Source organism: Christiangramia aestuarii (genome assembly GCF_009735585.1).
Taxonomy (GTDB): domain Bacteria; phylum Bacteroidota; class Bacteroidia; order Flavobacteriales; family Flavobacteriaceae; genus Christiangramia; species Christiangramia aestuarii.
Genome location: NZ_VJVW01000004.1, coordinates 13,987 through 33,009, shown reverse-complemented (window position 1 = coordinate 33,009; position 19,023 = coordinate 13,987). Strand labels below are relative to the sequence as shown.

At 43.2% G+C, this 19,023-nt stretch carries 14 protein-coding genes; 11 read left to right on the top strand and 3 right to left on the bottom strand.

Annotation, left to right across the window (positions count from 1 at the left end):
- Window positions 1-229 precede the first annotated feature (229 nt).
- The 11 genes from FLP08_RS10565 (at window position 230) to FLP08_RS10515 (ending at window position 15,484) form a co-directional block, all read left to right on the top strand.
- Window positions 230-622: an HYC_CC_PP family protein gene (locus FLP08_RS10565; protein ID WP_162431030.1), complete on the top strand. Its 393-nt coding sequence runs from the start codon at window positions 230-232 to the stop codon at window positions 620-622.
- Between the two features lie 101 nt (window positions 623-723).
- On the top strand, window positions 724-4,548 hold the full coding sequence (locus FLP08_RS10560; RefSeq protein WP_156276714.1) for an efflux RND transporter permease subunit: 3,825 nt from the start codon (window positions 724-726) through the stop codon (window positions 4,546-4,548).
- Window positions 4,549-4,555: 7 nt separating this feature from the next.
- Window positions 4,556-5,800 carry a TolC family protein gene (locus FLP08_RS10555; protein WP_156276713.1) on the top strand — a complete coding sequence of 415 codons (1,245 nt, stop codon included), beginning with the start codon at window positions 4,556-4,558 and terminating at the stop codon, window positions 5,798-5,800.
- Window positions 5,787-7,493, top strand: coding sequence for an efflux RND transporter periplasmic adaptor subunit (locus FLP08_RS10550; RefSeq protein WP_156276712.1), 1,707 nt, complete (start codon window positions 5,787-5,789; stop codon window positions 7,491-7,493). Before FLP08_RS10555 ends, FLP08_RS10550 begins: the two co-directional genes overlap by 14 nt.
- Before the next feature lie 42 nt (window positions 7,494-7,535).
- Window positions 7,536-8,279, top strand: coding sequence for a PepSY domain-containing protein (locus FLP08_RS10545; protein ID WP_162431064.1), 744 nt, complete (start codon window positions 7,536-7,538; stop codon window positions 8,277-8,279).
- Window positions 8,280-8,343: 64 nt separating this feature from the next.
- Window positions 8,344-8,901, top strand: coding sequence for a DUF3347 domain-containing protein (locus FLP08_RS10540; protein WP_162431028.1), 558 nt, complete (start codon window positions 8,344-8,346; stop codon window positions 8,899-8,901).
- A 66-nt stretch (window positions 8,902-8,967) separates the two neighbouring features.
- Window positions 8,968-9,531: a helix-turn-helix domain-containing protein gene (locus tag FLP08_RS10535; RefSeq protein ID WP_341485012.1), complete on the top strand. Its 564-nt coding sequence runs from the start codon at window positions 8,968-8,970 to the stop codon at window positions 9,529-9,531.
- Window positions 9,532-9,621: 90 nt separating this feature from the next.
- Window positions 9,622-10,626: a potassium channel family protein gene (locus FLP08_RS10530; RefSeq protein WP_156276709.1), complete on the top strand. Its 1,005-nt coding sequence runs from the start codon at window positions 9,622-9,624 to the stop codon at window positions 10,624-10,626.
- A gap of 113 nt (window positions 10,627-10,739) precedes the next feature.
- Window positions 10,740-11,060 carry a four-helix bundle copper-binding protein gene (locus tag FLP08_RS10525; protein WP_156276708.1) on the top strand — a complete coding sequence of 107 codons (321 nt, stop codon included), beginning with the start codon at window positions 10,740-10,742 and terminating at the stop codon, window positions 11,058-11,060.
- Window positions 11,061-11,220: 160 nt separating this feature from the next.
- On the top strand, window positions 11,221-13,959 hold the full coding sequence (locus FLP08_RS10520) for a heavy metal translocating P-type ATPase (protein WP_156276707.1): 2,739 nt from the start codon (window positions 11,221-11,223) through the stop codon (window positions 13,957-13,959).
- Window positions 13,960-14,263: 304 nt separating this feature from the next.
- A complete protein-coding gene (locus tag FLP08_RS10515; RefSeq protein WP_156276706.1) occupies window positions 14,264-15,484 on the top strand; it encodes a permease in 1,221 nt (406 codons plus the stop codon).
- 22 nt (window positions 15,485-15,506) lie between these two features.
- Here FLP08_RS10515 and FLP08_RS10510 read toward each other — a convergent pair whose 3' ends face one another.
- The 3 genes from FLP08_RS10510 to FLP08_RS10500 form a co-directional block, all read right to left on the bottom strand.
- Window positions 15,507-15,860, bottom strand: a complete 354-nt coding sequence (locus FLP08_RS10510; RefSeq protein ID WP_156276704.1) for a hypothetical protein — start codon at window positions 15,858-15,860, stop codon at window positions 15,507-15,509.
- 101 nt (window positions 15,861-15,961) lie between these two features.
- Window positions 15,962-16,384, bottom strand: a complete 423-nt coding sequence (locus FLP08_RS10505; protein ID WP_156276702.1) for a hypothetical protein — start codon at window positions 16,382-16,384, stop codon at window positions 15,962-15,964.
- A 127-nt stretch (window positions 16,385-16,511) separates the two neighbouring features.
- The gene (locus tag FLP08_RS10500; protein WP_156276700.1) at window positions 16,512-19,004 is read right to left on the bottom strand and encodes a zinc-dependent metalloprotease; all 2,493 of its coding nucleotides are present in this window, start codon (window positions 19,002-19,004) and stop codon (window positions 16,512-16,514) included.
- Between the last annotated feature and the right edge of the window lie 19 nt (window positions 19,005-19,023).

Here is a 19,023-nt window from a genome sequence, read left to right as displayed (position 1 = left end):
ATTTAAATTATTGATTTACATAAAATTACGATTATTCGTTAATATTTCAAGCCTGATTTTTTCTCGAGATGATTTCTTTTTTGGGCCAGCTTTACTTGGTGATTTTTTGAAATGTTATTCCCAAATTTTAAAATTAAATTAGGTTCGAAGTTTGTAATTTTGACAGCTGTAGTTATAGAAAAAATGATCTAAACTGCTGATTATTAAAAAAAATGTATTTTTGTAAGCAGTGAAAAAAGCTTTTCAACATATACTATCTTTATCCATGGCCTTTTTGGTGATGTTGTCTACAATGTCTTTTACGGTAGATAAACATTTCTGCGGAAGCCACCTGGTAGATAAGGCGGTATTCTCAAAAGCGAAGACCTGCGGAATGCAAATGAGTGCTGAAGCAGAGAATCATTGCTGTACCAATGAAAAGGTTTCTGTAGAAGGTCAGGACGAACTGAAGATCTCTTTTGATTCTTTCGATTTTCATCAGCAGCTATTCATTACAACTTTCACCTATACTTATTTTGAACTCTTTGAAAGCCTGCCCAAACAGGTCATTCCTTTTAAAGATTATTCCCCACCCTTACTGGTCACAGATATACAGCTGGAAGACCAGGTCTTCCTTATTTGATCGATTTGATTGAGGTGCTGTCCGGCTTTTGCCGTCAGGACCATTCTGTTATGCGTTTAGGCTAAGCCTGGGCTATTCTGAATTTTCAAATCATCAAATATATGTTCAATAGAATCATTAAATATTTTCTTTATAACCGGCTGGTTACGGTATTGCTGGTCCTTTTCCTGGTAGGCTGGGGATTGGTTACTGCACCGTTTAACTGGGACACCGGTTTTCTGCCGAATGATCCGGTGCCGGTAGATGCCATTCCCGATATTGGTGAAAACCAGCAGATCGTATTTACCGAATGGCCCGGCCGTTCTCCGCAAGATGTCGAAGACCAGATCACCTACCCGCTTACCAGTTCGCTACTGGGAATCCCGGGAGTGAAATCTATCAGGAGTTCTTCCATGTTCGGTTTCTCCAGTATCTATATCATTTTCGAAGAAGATGTAGAGTTCTACTGGTCTCGTTCCCGGGTTCTTGAAAAACTAAACTCGCTTCCTGCTAATCTTTTGCCTTCTGAAGTTCAGCCCTCTTTGGGGCCAGATGCTACTGCCTTGGGACAGGTTTACTGGTATACGCTTGAAGGCAGGGACTCGGCAGGTAATGTGACCGGCGGTTGGGACCTGCACGAACTTAGGAAGGTCCAGGATTACTATGTGAAGCCTGGTCTTAGCGGCACCCAGGGAGTATCTGAAGTTGCTTCGGTTGGTGGTTATGTGCAGGAGTACCAGATAGATGTAAATCCTGATGCTTTAAAGGCTTTCGATATTGGCATCGATCAGGTGATGATGGCGGTTAAGAATTCTAATCGTGATGCCGGCGCCAAAACCCTTGAGGTGAATAAGGTGGAATACCTGGTTCGCGGACTGGGATATATCGAATCCATCGAGGATATCGAAAATACGGTGGTGGTCGCCAGGGAAAACAAACCGATCCTCATTAGGGATATCGCCAGGGTACATTTAGGACCTTCCGAAAGACGAGGCATCCTGGATAAGGGTGGTGCCGATGTTGCCGGAGGAGTTGTGGTGGCCAGGTATGGTTCTAACCCATTACAGGTAATTCAAAATGTAAAAGATAAGATCGCCGAGATCTCAGCAGGATTACCTTCGAAAACCCTACAAGATGGAACGGTTTCGAAACTGACTATCGTTCCGTTTTATGACAGGACGCAGCTTATCAACGAAACTATAGGTACGCTGGAAAGTGCACTCTCCCATGAAATTCTGATAAGTATTATTGTGATCATCGTACTGGTCTTGAACCTGAGAGCCTCAGTATTGATCTCAAGCTTATTGCCCATTGCGGTTCTTATGACTTTTATCGCGATGCGCTATTTGGGAGTAGATGCTAACGTCGTGGCTCTTTCGGGAATTGCTATCGCTATTGGGGTGATGGTAGATGTTGGGATCGTCTTCGTTGAAAATACGATTCGCTGGCTGGAAATGCCGGAAAACAAAAATGCCAAAGGTAAAAGATTGCTTGAAATCATTTATAATGCTACCGTTGAAGTGGCTCCTGCCGTAACTACTGCCTTGCTTACCACAATCGTTAGTTTTCTACCGGTCTTCTTCATGGAAAATGCCGAAGGAAAATTATTCCGACCCCTGGCTTTTACCAAGACCTTTGCCATTGGAGCAGCCTTTATAATTGGGGTATTGGTGTTACCTATGCTCTCTTATTTCTTTTTCAATGTAAGGGTAGACAAAAAGAAAACTAAACTGGCCTGGAACCTCAGTCTGGTTATTGGAGGGATCCTGCTGGCTTTGATCTTTAGCTTCTGGTTACCGCTGGCACTAACGCTAATTGGTTTGCTGAAACTATTTGAAGACAGAAGCCCTGATATACTTGGGAAATATTCTTCACAGATCATTATTGGAATTACCTTATTAGTGACCATCCTCTTCCTTGCTGAAGAGTGGATGCCACTTGGTTTCGAAAAGAGCCTTTTTTCCAATTATATTTTCGTGATCATCCTTATCGGGCTTACCCTGGTTATGCTTCTAGCGGTAGTCAGATATTATGAGCCTATTCTTAACTGGTGTCTCACCCACAAAGCACAGTTCTTCGCTCTGCCATTAATCACGATATTCTTAGGTGCTATGATCTGGTTCGGGTTTCCAAAACTTTTTGGTTTCGTGGATGATGGGTTGGAGGAAGTAGGTGTGGATATAAATCAAACCAAAGTCTGGTCTGGTCTTACGCATACCTTTCCCGGGGTTGGCAAGGAATTCATGCCTTCACTGAATGAAGGTAGCTTTTTGCTGATGCCAACCACCATGCCTCATGCTGGGATAGAATATACCAAGGAGACCGTTCAAAAGCTGGATATGGCGGTGACCAATATACCGGAAGTGGAAATTTCTGTAGGTAAACTAGGCCGTATTGAAAGCGCCCTGGATCCTGCTCCTGTCTCCATGTTCGAAAATATTATAAACTACAAACCGGAATATGCACTTAACGAGGATGGGAAACCCATGCGTTTTAAGGTTGACCAGGATGAAAGGTTCATTCTTACAACCGGAGATAGCCTGTCCAATACAGACGCTATTGCAAAAAATATAAAGAGAGAGCAGTTAATTCCCGATGAAGACGGAAAGTATTTCAGGAATTGGAGAGATCATATACAGAGTCCAGATGACATCTGGTATGAGATCGTACAGAGGACTAAACTGCCCGGGGTGACTTCTGCTCCAAAATTACAGCCTATAGAGACCAGGCTGGTCATGCTGCAAACGGGGATGCGGGCTCCTATGGGTATCAAGGTATATGGCCCGGATCTGAAAACGATTCAGGATTTTGGGATCCAGCTAGAAAACCTGTTGAAACAAGTACCTTCCGTAAAATCTGAAGCTGTATTTGCAGACAGGGTAGTAGGAAAACCTTACCTGGAGATCGATATCGACCGTAATGCTATTGCCAGGTTCGGTTTAAGCATTGAAGATGTGCAGCAAACCATCGAAACTGCCATTGGCGGGATGGAGATCACTTCTACCGTAGAGGGTAGGGAAAGATTCCCGGTTAGAGTGCGTTATCCGCGGGAGCTAAGGGATAACCCGGAAGCCGTAAAGCGAATCCTGGTGCCGACTTCCACGGGAGCTCAGGTACCATTGGGCGAGCTGGCTGATCTGGAATACGTGCGTGGGCCGCAAATGATCAAAAGTGAAGAGACCTTCCTGGTGGGATATGTATTATTCGATAAACGTGACGGCTATGCTGAAGTGAACGTGGTAATCGATGCTCAGAACTTTATTCAGGAAAAGATAGATAATGGAGAATTGGTTGTGCCTGAAGGGGTCAATTTTAAATTTTCCGGAAATTATGAAAACCAGGTAAGAGCGGTAAAAAGGCTATCAATTTTGATCCCGCTGTGTTTGATCATCATCTTCCTGTTATTGTATTTTCAGTTTAAAACAGTCATTGCTTCGACCATCCATTTTTCAGGTGTCTTCGTGGCATTTGCCGGGGGATTCATCATGATCTGGCTTTACGGCCAGGGATGGTTCATGGATTTCGACGTATTCGGCACTAATATGCGCAACCTGTTCCAGATACAGGAAGTGAATTTGAGTGTGGCCGTGTGGGTCGGTTTTATCGCTTTGTTCGGAATTGCTACAGATGACGGGGTGCTAATGGGTACTTACATTCACCAGGTCTTTGAAAAGAGGCAACCAAATACGGTGGCGGAAGTACGCGATGCCGTACTCGAAGCCGGTCAGAAAAGGGTGCGTCCTGCGATGATGACTACAGCAGTTACGATAATCGCACTTTTCCCCGTACTTACCTCAACTGGGAAAGGATCTGATATCATGGTGCCAATGGCTATCCCGATCGTGGGTGGAATGATCATACAGATCATGACCATTTTCGTGGTACCGGTATTACAGGCTTACTGGCGCGAAACCGTGGTAAAAAGAAATTTAGAAACTAATAATTAGCCAGCGAATGAAAACTAATCAATTTATACTCGTTTTGTTTTGTTTGATGCTCTCCCTGTTCCAGGGTCAGGCTCAGCAAATAGATGAATATCTGCAGGTGGCTTCAGAAAATAATCCTGAGGTGAAAGCAGCATACACCAGGTTCGAGGCGGCTCTACAAAAAGCTCCTCAGGTTTCCTCACTTCCAGATCCTACGCTGACCATGAGCGCATTTGGAAGAATGATCGAAACCAGGCTGGGGGCACAGGAGGCAAGATTTTCCTTAATGCAGATGTTCCCCTGGTTTGGAACCAATAAGCTGAAGAAAACTTCCGCAGAGCTGATGGCCGAAGCGAAATTCCAGGATTTCCTGCAGGTTCGTGAAAATCTTTTTGTCAAAGTAAAAGCTGAATATGCCGAGATCTTCAGGATCGAAAATACTCTGAAGGTGATGGAGGAAGACCTGGAAATCCTGAATTCTTACAGGAAGCTTGCGCTGAATCGTTTTGAGGCAGGAAGGGCCCCAATGGTGAATGTGGTTAAGGTAGACATTAAAAGGGAAGAACTGCTCACGCAGATAGATTTGATGAAGGAAGAACTGGAAACAAAGAAAAGGCAATTCAATATTCTGCTCAACAGGTCGCAAACAGCCCTTGTTGAGGTGGGGAATGATCTGGAATATGATGCAGTAATTGGGAATATTTCGAATTTTGAAGCACATCCTAGTATCTCGGCACTGGAATTCGAAAAAGAAGCTTTTGAGAACGAGATCGAACTTTCAAAAAAGGAAGGCTTACCTATGCTGGGGCTTGGGGTAGATTATTCGATCATTTCAAAAAGAACGGATGCCAACCCGATGGATAACGGCCAGGATGCGATCATGCCTATGTTCAATATTAGTCTGCCTATTTTCAGAAAAAAATATAAGGCCGCGAGACAGGAGGCCGAACTGATGGCCCAGGCTACAGAACAGGAAAAACGGGCAATGGTCAATGAACTAAGCAGTGAGGCAGAAATGCTTAGTTATGAACTTCGGAAAGCTGAGCGTTTAAATGACCTTTATGACAGGCAGATTACTTCCTCAAACCAGGCCAATAAATTACTTATCTCGGGATTCAGCAATGCCAATTCAGATTTCGAGGAGGTACTGCAAATGAACCAGGACCTGTTGATGTTGAAGATCCAAAAGATCGAGGCACATGTCAACGGCTATAAAGCAGCCGCCAGATTAGACTACCTATCATTTAAAAATACTACAGATGAAAACGAATAGAAAAAACATATTTCTGGCCATAGGCGTCCTGGGTTTGGGCATCTTTCTTGGCTGGTTATTCTTCGGCGGGAATGAAACCGCCGGGGATGAACACGATCATTCGGCCGTTTCAGATTCAGAAGCCGAAACCTGGACCTGCTCCATGCACCCCCAGATCAGACAGCCGGAGCCGGGACAATGTCCCATCTGCGGAATGGACCTTATCCCGCTTTCTGAAGATGAAGGAGGACTGGATTCAGATATGTTCAGGATGAGCGAAGATGCAATGAAACTGGCGAACATCAGTACCATGACCGTTGGAGGAGGAGAAATGGGCAAAGAATTGCGACTGAACGGCAAAGTAGTGGTGGATGAACGTAATGACTACACTCAAACCGTGCATATACCCGGGCGTATCGAAAAACTAATGGTGAACTTCACCGGTGAAAAGGTCTCTAGAGGGCAAACCCTGGCTACCATTTACTCTCCTGAGTTAGTAACCGCCCAGGCCGAATTATTACAGGCGCAGGAGATCAAGGAATCCCAACCGGAACTGTTCGCTGCGGCAAAGCAAAAATTACGAAACTGGAAAATAAGCGATGCCCAGATCGACAAAATGCTGGCCGAAGGTGAGCCAATCCAACGGTTTTCCATTAGAGCTGATGTTAGCGGTGTGGTGACAGAACTTATGGCCGAACCTGGAGACCATCTTGAACAGGGAATGCCTATCTACCAGATCGCAAACCTGGATCAGCTCTGGATACAGTTCGACCTGTATGAAAGTGACCTGAACTGGGTAGAGGAAGGCAGCACGGTAGAATATACTGTGAAATCCATTCCGGGAGAAACCTTTGAAGGAAAGATCAGTTTTGTAGATCCTCTATTGAACGATAATACCAGGGTGGCTACCGCTAGGATAGAAGTGAGCAATAAGGATGGAAAATTTAAGCCCGGAATGTTCGTGAGCGGCGTAGTGGAGAATCAGCTGGAATCTACCGGGGAGGATCGTATCGTGATCCCTGAATCGGCTGTTCTTTGGACCGGAGAACGTTCGGTGGTATATGTAAAAACCGAAATGGACAAAGGTGCCGGCTTTGAAATGCGAGAAGTGAAGCTTGGGCCTGCATTGGCAGACTCCTATATAGTGGAAAGCGGATTGAAGCCGGGAGAGCAGATCGTAGTGAATGGAACTTTCACCGTAGATGCGGCCGTTCAGTTAGCCGGAAAACCAAGCATGATGAACCCGAATATTGGGAATCAGGCTTTGGAGGTTTCTGAAGAAGAGAAATCGGTTTTGCAACCACTTTTCAGCAATTACCTGGAATTGAAGGACGCCTTGGTAAATGATGATTTTCAGAAGGCAAAAAGCGAAGGTAAAGAACTTCAGCAGGCAATAGACCAGGTAAAGGTAGCGGCCTTAAGTGATGAGGTAAATTCGGTGCTTAAGATCAGTATTCCAAAACTTCAGATGGTAACAGACCGGCTTGTAAATGCCACTTCCATCGATGCGGCCAGGCAGGAATTTATTGGCCTTTCTAATACCATGATCGATCTTGCCCAATCCACCAAACCTATGGATGGGATGTATATTCAGCATTGCCCGATGGCGAACAGCAACCAGGGTGCGGACTGGCTTAGTTTGTCAACCGAAGTTAAAAATCCGTACTATGGAGCTTCTATGTTGAGCTGTGGAGAGGTAAAAGATAAGATATAGGGACATCAATTGTATGAGCAACAATAATTTAAATTTTAAATGATAGTAAAAAGAAAGACGGCTATGAATATCCGCAAGGCACATCGCTACCTGGGGATATTTATTGGAATACAATTTATAATGTGGACAGTAAGTGGGCTTTATTTTAGCTGGACTGATATCGATGAGATCCACGGTGACCATTTTAAGAAGGAAGAGCCTGAGCATTCGGCTTTTTCAAATTTAAAGAGTCCAACCGAGCTTGATCCCAGTCTGGAAATTGTCACGGTGGAACTTCAGGAAATTTCAGGAAGCCCTTACTATTATGTGAATAAGGAGATACTGATGGACGCGCGTTCCGGGGAAAGGATTTCGGAGATTACTGAACAACAGGCACTGGATGTAGCATCCAGATATATGAAAGATGACCTAAAGGTTTCCGGAATCGAAAGGATCACGGAAACCGGGAAGCATCATGAATATAGAGAACGTTTACTGCCAGCCTGGGTCATTTCTTACGATACCGATGAACACCTGAAGGCTTATGTAGGTGCACTTACCGGTAATTTCAATACGGTTAGACATCGTGACTGGCGCTGGTTTGATTTCCTTTGGATGACCCATACCATGGATTATGAGGGAAGGGACGATTTCAATAATATGCTGCTTCGGGCATTTTCATTGCTAGGACTTATTACCGTTTTAAGTGGATTCCTGCTATGGTATATTTCATCGCCTACGGTTCGGAAAGTCGTTCAGCCAAAAAAGAAAAAGAAGAGGAAAAATCCTGTTATCAGGAACAATTAAATACGTCAAAAATCAATAATTAATAATTCGAAAAATGAAAAGAAGATTTAGAAGTTTAATAACAATGAGTTTAGTTGCGGGGAGTTTAATGATGTACTCTTGCGGAGATTCAAAGAAAGAAAAAGAAGAGACAGTTTCTCATGAAGATCACGAAATGCATGAGAATTCAGATCATACACATTCTGAAAATTCAGGACACTCGCATTCTGAAAAAACTGTGGCTGCAGCCGAATTTAAGAATGACGGAGTAAAGCAGGTTTTTAACCAGTATCTTGAGGTGAAAGATGCATTGGTGCAGACAGATGCTGAAGCTGCTTCAGAAGCTGCCAAAGAACTTCAGGTAAGTCTTGAAGAAAATAATCCCGAGATCGCAAAGATCGCCGGAAATATTGCCGGGGAAAATGATGTGAATAAGCAAAGAGAAGCATTTTCAGAATTGACGGCTGCAATGGATCCGGTGTTAAAGCAGGCAATTTCTTCAGGAAAAATCTATAAGCAGTTCTGCCCTATGGCTTTTGAAGGTAAGGGAGATTACTGGTATTCAAATTCCGATCAAATAAGAAATCCGTATTTTGGTGACAGGATGCTTAAATGCGGAAGGGTAGAAGAGACCATCCAATAGTAAGAACAAAAGATCCGGGCCGGTAGTATACCGGCCCCGGCATCTTGCAGTAAAAGTGATTTCCAGGTGGAAAAGAAGATCAATATTCGTAATGTGGTTTGCCAGCGATGTATCATGACCGTAGAGGATATACTCAGGCGTATGGATATTCCTTTTAAGGTAGTTAAGCTCGGTGAAGCTGTACTTAGCCGTGAACTTGAACCGAAAGAAAGGAAGGAACTGGATAAGGAATTTGAGAAAGTTGGTTTTGAGATCCTACAAGACCGTAACGAAAAACTGATCAATAACATCAAATCGCTTATCATTGATAATGTGTATTCCGAAGAGGCAAGCAGCGAAAAACTTTCCAGTGTACTCACTTCCAGGCTGAATTATGATTACAGCCATATTACCCATGTTTTTACCGAAAGTGAAGGCCAGAGTATCCAGAAATTCTATAACGCTGTGCGTATTGAAAGGGTAAAGGAATTACTGGATTATGACGACTGGAGCATAGCCATGATCGCCGATAATCTGGGTTATTCAACTCCAGCTTATCTATCTACTTCCTTTAAAAGTGCTACAGGTCACACACCTTCAGAATACCGGAAACAGTCAGGTAAAAACAGGAAGAGCCTGGATTCTATCTGATGCTTTATACATTCAAGGTTTTAGCGTTTCTATAAAACTTACTTCCCTTTTGAATTCTTATTTTGGCGAAATCTCAACCAAAAAAGACCTATGCTTGTTTTTATGATCTCAGGAATTGTCCTGTATTTTGCCATCGTTATAGATATTTTGCAAACCACCCTTTCTATGCAGGGAGGCGGATGGCTTACCAGCCGCTTTGCACATATTTTCTGGAAATGTTTCCTGTATGTTTCAGGCAGAAATGGTAGGTCAAAAATTTTATCCCAGGCAGGTTATATTCTATTAATTTCTATTGTTCTTATCTGGGTATTGTTTCTATGGATGAGTTTTGTATTGATCCTTTATGCGAACCCGGGCGCGATCATCGACAGCACGAGCAAGATGCCTGCAAATCTTTGGCAGCTTATTTATTACAGTGGCTTTAGTATTTCGACTCTCGGGATGGGTGATTATATTGCAACAGGCGATATCTGGAAAATATTAAGCTCTGTTTATTCTTTTACCGGGCTTATCCTGCTTACCATGTCGGTCACTTATTTTGTGCCTGTGCTTTCGGCAGTGATAGATCAGCGAAAACTGGGGATAAAGTTAAGTACGCTGGGCAGCAGTCCCGAAGAAATAATTATAAGTGGCTGGAATGGCGAAAATTTTGATCACCTTACCAGCAAGGTTGATGACCTTTCAGATTCCATCATCAAATATAGTCAGCAACACAGGGCTTATCCCGTGATCCATTACTTTCATAATAATAAATCCAAGAATGCCATTATCCTTCAACTGGCCAGACTATATGAAACCTTACTTCTCATCTCTCAGGAGGTGAAACAGGAAATTCAACCCGAACCTGAAAGTTTGAAACCCTTGTTCGTAGCTTTTGAAAATTATTTTGAAGTCATCGCTGAGGTTACCCATATAGAACTGGTGAAGGAAGATCCGCCCGGTTCAGGAACCGAAAAACTTTCTGAAAAGCAATTGCTCGCAAAGACAGAAGATAGTACATATTCTTCTGAGATTCATAAGCATCGCCGACTTTTTAGATCGCTGGTATGGCAGGATGGCTGGAAATGGGAACAACTGGATGCAAAAAAATCCTAATTAATGCCAGATTCAGTTAAAAAGCTTTAAAACTGAAAGAACTTAGCATTATTTTAAAAGTGAAGCTTAGACGTCATTTCTAAATTTGAGTATAACCAATAAATCAAATAGTTATGAGAAATGAGAAGTTGATTAGCGCACTCGGAAATTGCATTAACCATTGTAATTATTGTGCAGATGCCTGCCTGGATGAGGACAATGTGAAAAAAATGGTCGATTGTATTAGAACCGACAGGGTTTGTGCAGAAGTTTGTTCAAGTTTAAACCAGGTTTTAGCCACAGGATATAAAGATGTAAAAGGTCTCGTGGAATATTGTAAGAAAGTATGCCAGGCCTGTGCAGACGAATGTGGAAAGCACGAAGCACAACATTGCAAAGATTGCGCAAAAGCCTGCCAGGAATGCGTAAAGGCATGTGAATCTTTCCTGGCCTAAAAGAATTTACTGCCTGATTTCAAGAATAGAACTCAGGCAGTTCTTTTTTTCGGATATTTGAAAGTATCCTACCAAAAAATATAAATTCTTTTCCTCCCTTCCGCACTAAATTAGTAGTGCTATTAATCAATAGAAATTCTGTAGTAAGAATTTAGAAAAAATGAAACATACATATGAGATAACGGGAATGAGCTGCAATGGTTGTAGAAGCCATGTAGAGGAGACTCTTTCTAAAGTCGAAGGGGTAACTGGTGTTAGCGTAGATCTCGAGAAAGCTGAAGCGGTAGTAGAGATGAAAAAGCATGTTCCGCTACATGAGCTTGAGAATGCCCTGGCCAGTGAAGGAGGAAATTATCATATAACGCTACCTGAAGATGCTGAAAAGCACTCGGGAAAACCTATGACCCATACTTATAAAATAACAGGGATGACCTGTAATGGTTGCAGGGCTCATGTTGAAAGAACTTTAAGTCAGGTCGAAGGCGTAATCGAAGCTAAGGTCGATCTTGAAAAAGCCGAAGCCGAGATCAGCATGATAGAGCATATCAAAATTGAAAAATTTGAGGAGGCTCTGCAAAAGGATGGTGGGAATTACCATATTATGAAGCCGGGAGAACAGGCTCCACCAAATCCTGAAACAAAAAAGAAAACCAAAACTGAAGGAAAGGGAACCGGTACATGGTATTGTCCCATGCATTGTGAAGGGGATAAAACTTATGATAAGCCTGGTGATTGCCCCGTATGTGGAATGGATCTCGTTGAAGAGGTAAGCGCTGCTACAAAAGTTCAGTTTACCTGCCCCATGCACCCGGAGGTTGTCAAAGACGAACCCGGGGATTGCCCTATTTGCGGGATGGAATTAGTGCCTTTAGAGCCGGAACCTTCCGCTGAAGAAAAGGGTTATAAGGCTCTCAAAAAGAAATTCTGGATAGCCGTTGCTTTCACCTTGCCCATCTTCCTGATCGCGATGTCTGAAATGATCCCGGACAATCCACTCTATGACCTGGCCGGAATGAAAACCTGGAACTGGGTGCAATTTGTACTTTCCCTGCCAGTGGTATTCTATGCCACCTGGATGTTCTTCGAGAGAGCCTGGCGATCTATAAAGACCTGGAATCTAAATATGTTTACCCTTATTGGAATTGGAGCAGGGGTGGCCTGGGTTTTTAGTGTTTTCGGGCTGATATTTCCAGATTTTTTTCCGGCTCAGTTCAAGACTGAAATGGGAACCGTGCATGTTTATTTTGAAGCGGCTACGGTCATTCTAACTCTTGTATTGATGGGTCAGGTATTGGAGGCCCGTGCACACAGCAGGACAAATTCTGCAATTAAGGAATTATTGAAACTGGCTCCGAATACTGCCGTGCGAGTCGTAGATGGGAAGGAGGAAACTATTTCGGTAGATAAGATTAAGAAAGGAGATGTTTTAAGAGTAAAACCCGGCGATAAGATCCCGGTGGATGGAACTATTAAGAAGGGGAAATCCAGTATCGACGAATCCATGATCACTGGAGAGCCTATCCCGGTAGATAAAAAAGAAGGTGATAAGGTTAGCTCAGGAACCATCAATGGAAACCAGAGTTTCACCATGACTGCCGAGAAAGTTGGAGATGAAACCTTGCTTGCCCAGATCATTAAAATGGTGAATGAGGCAAGTCGCTCCCAGGCGCCTATTCAAAAGCTAGCCGATAGAATTTCGGCCTATTTTGTACCAATAGTGGTGCTTATTTCAGTTCTGACCTTTATCGCCTGGGCGATCTGGGGACCGGAACCTGCTTATGTATACGCTCTGGTGAATGCTATTGCCGTTTTGATCATTGCCTGTCCCTGCGCTCTGGGTCTGGCTACTCCAATGTCGGTAATGGTAGGAGTGGGGAAAGGCGCGAAGAACGGGGTGCTGATCAAGAATGCCCGGGCGCTGGAAGAAATGAACGAGATCGATACGCTTATCATTGATAAGACGGGAACCATCACCGAAGGAAAGCCCTCTGTGGAGAAAGTTGTTTCAGTATCTCCAGATTTTACTGAAAAAGAGATCATACGTCTTATTGCTTCGGTGAATGCTCAAAGTGAACATCCGTTGGCAACATCGACGGTGAATTATGCGAAAGCGGAAAATATTGAGTATGGAGAAGCTTCAGATTTCAATTCGGTAACTGGAAAAGGGGTGGAAGCGAAATTTGAAGGAAAGGCACTGGCGCTGGGAAATGACAAACTAATGCAAGTCGAGAATGCGGAGATCTCTAAAGAGGTTCTGGCAAAGGTTTCGGCAGAACAGGAAAAAGGGAAAACCGTTTCTTACCTGTCGGTAGATTCTAAAGTGGTTGGCTTTGTAACCATTTCAGACAAGATCAAGAAGACAAGTCGGGAAGCTTTGGATGAACTTCAGAAAGAAGGAATTAAAGTGATCATGCTAACCGGGGATAATGAGAAAACTGCTTCTGCGGTGGCTAAAGAATTAAACCTTGCCGACTTCAAAGCGGGAATGATTCCGCAGAATAAAATGGATGAGGTAAAAAGGCTTCAGGCCGAAGGTAGAAAAGTCGCCATGGCCGGAGACGGTATCAATGATGCCCCGGCACTAGCCCAATCAAATATTGGAATTGCCATGGGAACGGGGACCGATGTTGCTATTGAAAGTGCAGAGGTCACCTTAGTGAAAGGCGATCTAAAAGGTGTTTTAAAAGCGATTAGGCTTAGTGAAAAGGTGATGAAGAATATCAAGCAGAACCTGTTCTTCGCGCTGATTTATAATACTCTGGGAGTGCCAATCGCAGCAGGGGTGCTTTATCCGTTTTTTGGATTACTGCTTTCGCCCATGATCGCTGCGCTGGCGATGAGTTTTAGCTCGGTGTCGGTGATCGGCAACGCGCTGAGGTTGAGAAATGCGAAATTGTAAAAAGAATATGTCATTCCGAACGAAGTGAGGAATCTAATTTAATGACAACAAAGTTAATAACGTCACCCTGAATTTATTTCAGGGTCTATGAGAGTGCAAATGTCATCTCGAACTACCTGAGAGATCCGAGAGAAGTTGAGATTTCTCAATAGTCCCGAATTTGCCGGACTCTTTCGAAAGGACAAATTCAGTAAAAACGTCATCCTGAACTTGTTTCAGGATCTGATATAAATAAAAACGGAGTCATCTCGAACGCAGTGAGAGATCTATTTGGGAAAACAATAAAAATTAGAGAATTTTATTTATGCAGGATTTTTTAAGCAAATGGGGAGAAGCCGCATACACGACCAGCGGATTTTTTTGGATGGCCTTATGGGCTTTCGCACTGGGTTACGTGATAAGTAGTTGTATCCAGGTTTTTGTGACCGAGAAGAAGATGCAGGAAACCATGGGAAAAGGTGAAGGGAAAGGAGTGCTGCTTGGTGCTTTTTTCGGTTTTATTAGTAGCTCCTGCAGTTTCGCAGCTCTGGCTTCTACCAAAAGTTTGTTTAAAAAAGGAGCGAGCTTCATCTCTTCGATTGCTTTCCTGCTCGCCTCGACCAACCTGGTAATCGAACTAGGTATTATCATCTCCATTTTTCTTGGCTGGCAATTCGTTGTAGGTGAATATGTGGGCGGACTTATTCTAATTCTTATCAGCTGGCTGCTGGTAAGGATCATCGATCCTAAAAAACTTATTAAAAAGGCCAGAGAAAGACTGGATAGTGAGGACGATGAAGATGATAGTTCCAAGTCGTGGAAAAAGAAAATAAAGACGGAGACCGGTTGGGCCAAGGTAGCTCAGCAATACGGGATGGAGTGGAAGATGGTCTGGAAAGATGTGAGTGTAGGCTTTACCGTAGCGGGGATCGTGGCGGCTTTCGTTCCTGATTCTTTTTTTGAAACTCTGTTCATCAATAGCGGACAGGGAACTACTGATTTCGGATTCTTCACCATCATGGAACATATCGTAGTTGGCCCGGTAGCCGCGTTCCTGACCTTTATTGGTTCTATGGGAAATATTCCGCTGGCGGCTCTGTTATTTAGTAAAGGAGTGAGTTTTGCCGGGGTGATGGCCTTTATTTTTAGCGATCTTGTAGTGTTTCCAATCCTTCGGATCAATGCGAAATATTATGGTTGGAAAATGAGCTTTTTTATCCTTTTCCTTTTGTTTACTTCTTTGATTGGAGCTTCATTGGCCTTGCATTATGGATTCAATCTTTTTGATATGTTACCAGATCCTTCTTCTGTCAAGATACAGGATAGCGAATACTTTAAAATAGATTATACTTTCTGGTTGAATATGGCCTTCCTGGCAATTTCGGGTTACCTGGTATATCTTGGATTCTTTAAAAGGGATGATGTGATGTTCATGAAAGAGATGGCACCTAAGAGCAAGGCTCTTGAGAAAACCCTAAAATACCTGGCTTTCGCCTGTTATATCTGGTTGGCCGGCGGGCTTATCGTAAAATTCTTTGTACAATAATGTAGGAGCCAGTTAGGATGCTCTAATTATTTTCATTTTTACTTAACCTGGGTGTAAAACCCTTCCGGCGTTTTTCCATCAAGCCCTCCCATTTTTCGAGCTGTTTTGGGGTTAGGATCTCCTTGAGCTCGGCTATGCGTTGCTGGTTCATTTCTTTTTGATCCAGATCTTCTTCTCTGTTGAGTCTGAGCTTTTCAATATAAAGTGCTTTAAGGCTTTCCTGCTGACTTTCATTCAGATCCAGCTGCATGGCCATTGATCTTGCCTGCCTTCCGGCAATTTCTTCATCTGCTAATTTTTCCTTTGCCTGCTCTGCCTGTTGGGAAAATGCGGTGGAGGCCAGTGCGATTAGGAGGATCGTAATATACTTTTTCATGAGCTGGTTTTTAAAAGTAGGTTTAATTTAAACTTTAAAACTGACAATAAGATAAAAAACAAACAGGGCTTTCGCCCTGTTTATATTGACCTGATCCCGATTTATTTTTTACTTCCTTTTTTATAAGCGGTCCTGTTATGCATCTTCATTTCTCTTTCGTACATAGGTTTCCACTTTGCATACTGGGCATCGGTAAGGATCTCTTTCATGTCTTCCCTGAAATTCTGTTCGACCTTTTTATGTTGCTCTTTCATTTTAGAACCGGTTTCGTGCATCATTTCGGCCATCAGGTCCTGTTCATCTTCCAGTCGCTTCATTTCGGCTTGCTGGACCTTTTCCTTTTGCTCGATGTTAAGTCCAAGCCTCGTGGACATCTTATCTGCATAGACCATAGCACGGGCTTCATGATCTATTTGTTGTTCCATCATATCATGCTGATGGGACTTATTCATTTTTTCTTTCTCCTGGGCTATCGCCATGGAGGAAAGACATAACGCGATTAATAATAAGCTTATGTATCTCATGACTCGGAAATTATTGGTTTATACTTACTTAAAGTTAAAACATGAAGGCCTTAAATGAATATGCTTTAACAGAAAAAAGCCAGCCTTTTAACAAGGCTGGCTTTTTGCTATCTGAATTAATTTTTTCCTATTCTATAGGGTTCAGGATAAGGTCTATTCTCTTTAAGATATCCTGTAAATGGTATCGAGTAAGCGTATCTCCAGATCTGTAAAGTGAATTTTTGATCTGTCTTTCCAGTGTGCTAAGTTCACCTCTTACCAAAGGCCTGATATCACTTTGGGAAACATCAATATTGCTTCGGGTGATCCAGTCTCTCCACCTTGCCGGGATCTCATCCTGTTCCTCGTTCATCAGATGTTCCATTCTTTCAATGTAAGCACGCTGAAGGTTTCTTCGGTAACGATCTATTCTCTGTCCTGAATAAACTTCGCTCCAGATTCCTTTTCTCAGCTCTGTCATCATATCCAGAAGGGTGTAGGCCTCTTTTCCGTTGATCTCCTCGTTCTCCATAAGCCTGGCCATTCTTCCGAAATCAAGAATGTTATTCAGGGCTCTTTGCTGCATCTTTCTGATTCTTTCGATGTTTCCGTCGAATTCGATCTTATTGAAGATCTCCTGGTTGATCATCCATTCGGGCGTTTCGAAAAGCTGCTCCTGAAGAAAGTCCATTGCCCTTTCCTGAGTCTCTTTATCTACATGAGTATAAACAGCACCTTCCTGATCGTAGGTTTTGTAATTCTCGTAAACTCCCCCAATGTTTGCAGCCACATGTCCCATGTACCTGTTGTACTGAGACAGAACCTGGCCGTAAAGATCATCAAGATCATCATAGTCCTTTCCATCTTCAGCAGTCCATTCGATAAGTTTAGGAACTATCCTTTTCAGGTTTTCTATACCATATTCACTGGCAAGCATCGCATCGTCTCCAAGATCTTCGGTTTGTGAGCTTGGATCTATCACACCGCCGCCTTGCTGTGCTCCAAAACGGTACATTGGGTCGCCGGCATGTTCCAGGATCCATTCGTCAAGGATCTCTTTTTCCTCTTTTCCTTCTTTTCCAGGGATTGGTCGGTATCCCCACTCAATAGCATACTTGTCATAAGGACCAATGTTCGGCATTAGGGCCACGTCACCATCCTCTGGCTGGGCCACATAGTTGAAACGGGCGTAATCCATGATCGAAGGTGCGGTACCATATTTTTTGGTGAATTCAGGATCTCTCAGGTCCTCTACAGCATAAGCCACACTGGATCCCATGTTATGCGGTAATCCCAGCGTATGCCCAACCTCGTGTGAAGAAACGAATCTTATAAGTCTACCCATCACTTCGTCCTTGAACTCTACATCCTGTGCCTCGGGGTTAATAGCAGCAGTCTGTACAAAGAACCAGTTTCTTAAAAGGGTCATTACGTTATGATACCAATTGATATCAGATTCCAGGATCTCTCCGGAACGTGGGTCGCTTACATGAGGCCCATTCGCATTTGGAATTGGTGAAGCAAGATATCTTACAACAGAATATCTAACGTCTTCCGGGCTCCAGTCTGGATCTTCTTCCATGGTGGGAGCGTCCTTGGCGATGATCGCGTTTTTGAATCCGGCAGCTTCAAAAGCTACCTGCCAGTCTTCAATTCCCTCTTTGATAAATGGTCTCCATTTTTCCGGGGTGGCACGATCTATATAGTAGACTATAGGTTCCTTTGGTTCTACAAGTTCCCCATTCTTGAACTTTTCCATATCCTCTTCTTTCACCTCGAGTCTCCAACGGTCAAGAAATTCCACGGTCTTGCTTTTTTGAGCATCCAGACCATAATCTGTTTGTTCTGTAGTGAACCAGCCTACACGTTCGTCGTAATATCTTCTTTCCATAGGCTCCTTTGGAAGCAGGATCATGGAATTGCTGAATTCCATCGAAATAGAACCCATGCTTTCGTTAGAAGGCGGTTCACCTGCATTGTAAGTCTTTACGTGGCGAATTTCTATGTTCTCTGGATAACTTCTTATAGTATCTATATAAGACCTGCTTTCATCAAGTCTTGATACCTTATATTCTTTACGGGTGCGATCTGGAAGACCCAAAGGTTGTACATCTTTCGTGTAAAGATCGGTCACCTCGATCACCGTTGTCTTATTAATAGAGTCCTTTCCTGTTGTTTTTACGTCGAAAGACTGGATGATAGGCTCAAAATTAGAATTTACCACTGCCTCGTGCACAGGTAGGGAGTCTGCTGCATAGATCTCGTAAGAAACTACTCTAAGCAAAACCTTATCATCCTTTTTCTGCCAGCGATGTACCTGGGTGTTCTGTTTTCCACCTCCAAATCCTATTCCACTGGCTGTTTTAGCGATCCTGGTTACGGTAAGCATTTCCCTGTTGAAGAGACTATCTGGGATTTCGTAAAAATATTTGTCTTCGACCTTATGGACAGTAAAGAGACCTTTGTCACTCTTAGCGTCCTTGGTGATCACCTTGTCGTAAGGCTTAATTCCATTTTTTTCTTTTTTGGATTCCTTATCGGCAGTTGCAGGGGCTTCTTCCTGTTTCTGAAAAACAGCGCAGCTGGACATCGATAAAGAGAGGGCTAAAAGCAAAAGCTTCAGGCTCTGGTTCTTGATCATAATTTATCTTTTAGTTATT